The sequence below is a fragment of the Microbacterium sp. genome (assembly GCF_047972865.1).
Taxonomy (GTDB): Bacteria; Actinomycetota; Actinomycetes; order Actinomycetales; family Microbacteriaceae; genus Microbacterium.
Genome location: NZ_JBKEAY010000248.1, coordinates 1 through 1,682, shown reverse-complemented (window position 1 = coordinate 1,682; position 1,682 = coordinate 1). Strand labels below are relative to the sequence as shown.

The following is a 1,682-nucleotide window of genomic DNA, read 5'->3' as shown; positions in this document are numbered from 1 at the left end:
TCCGTGATCGGGTCGGGGCTCGGCCGCCGCGGCTCGCGGGTGCGGTGGCGCACTGTCGGACGCATCGCCGTGGGCTGGGTGCTCACCCTTCCCGCGGCGGGTGCGGTGGGCGCGGCAGCGGCGCTCATCGTGGTGTGGCTGGGCGGATGGGGCGTGTTCGTCGACGCGGTTCTCGCGCTCGTTGTGATCCTCGGGCTTTTCCTCCGTTCGCGGAGCGCGCGGGTCGATGCGAGCAATGCGATGAGCGAGGTGGCCGACTCCGGTGCCGCAGTGAAGGTCAAGCGATACCCGCCGCTGACTCGCCGCCAGCGCCGGGTAGCCCGTGAGGAGGCAGCTGCGGCGGCTTTGGAGCGCGACGCTGTCGCGAAGGACGGCGAAAGATGATCACCATCGACGGCCTCGCGTTCGTGCAGGTCTTCCTCGCTGCGCTCGCCGGCACCATTCTGGTCGTCGGGTTCTATGCCCTCGCGATCCGGCTTCTGGTACGCGCCGGACGAATTCCGCTGGCGCCGCCAGCGGAATTCACCGACGCGATCACCGTGATGACCCCGAAAGAGCAGCGGCGCGCGGCGAAGGCGGCGGCGAAGGCGGCTCGCCGCAACCCTTTGACGCCTGTTCAGCGAAGGATCGCGCTCGTCGGCGCTTACTGTTGTTTCGGGCTGTGTGCGATCGCGGTGCTCGGCGGCATTCTCCTGATCGTTCGTGGCTGAGCCGGTTGCCGCGCGGGTCTGCAACGCCGTCGACCGACCGCGGCGTAGGGTCGAGTGAGCCTCTGCACGATGCTGCGATCCGAAAGACACCACACCATGCCTGACGAACCTGAATCCCCGACCCGCACGGAGACCGATTCGCTCGGGTCCCTCCAGATCCCGGCGGGCGCCTACTGGGGAATCCACACGGCCCGAGCGTTGGAGAATTTCCCGATCTCACAGCGGCCCATCTCCGTCTACCGCGATCTCGTGTGCGGTCTGGCCATGGTGAAGCAGGCGTCCGCGCGGGCGAACAAGCAGATCGGGGTGCTCGCGGCTGACAAAGCCGACCTCATCGATCGCGCGGCGCAACTGGTGATCGATGGCCGCTTCCACGACCAGTTCGTCGTCGGGGTGATCCAGGGCGGCGCGGGGACTTCGACGAACATGAACGCGAACGAGGTCATCACCAATATCGCGCTTGAGCTCGCCGGCCGCGAGAAGGGCGACTACGCCTTCCTCTCGCCGATCGACCACACCAATCGCTCGCAGTCCACCAACGACGTCTACCCGACTGCGGTGAAGGTGGGGTTTGGGCTCGATCTGATCACTCTCCTCGACGAACTTGACCTGCTGCGACGATCTTTTCTTGCGAAGGCAGCCGAGTTTCACGACGTGCTCAAGGTGGGGCGTACGCAGCTCCAGGACGCGGTGCCCATGACCCTGGGTCAGGAGTTCCACGGGTTCGCCTCGACGCTTGGATACGACCATCAGCGTCTCACTGAGAATGCTCATCTGCTCTACCGGGTGAATATGGGGGCGACGGCGATCGGGACCGGCATCACCACCCATCCCGGTTACGCGGGCGCTGTCGTGCAGCACCTGCGCGAGATCACCGGACTCGACCTTGAGACGGCCTCCGACCTGGTCGAAGCGACCAGCGATACCGGGTCGTTCATGTCGTTCTCGGCCTCTCTCAAGCGTGCGGCGATC

2 protein-coding genes and 1 pseudogene are annotated in these 1,682 nt (G+C 66.2%); all 3 read left to right on the top strand.

The features are described 5' to 3' along the window. Positions 1-384, top strand: a pseudogene (locus ACK5KK_RS15325) (inorganic phosphate transporter); the annotation flags it as partial. Then, a complete protein-coding gene (locus tag ACK5KK_RS15320) occupies positions 381-710 on the top strand; it encodes a peptidase (protein WP_416890951.1) in 330 nt (109 codons plus the stop codon). The pseudogene ACK5KK_RS15325 and the gene ACK5KK_RS15320, both read left to right, overlap by 4 nt. Positions 711-806: 96 nt before the next feature. Continuing rightward, positions 807-1,682: lyase family protein (locus tag ACK5KK_RS15315; protein ID WP_416890950.1), on the top strand; the 876-nt coding region annotated here is incomplete at its 3' end.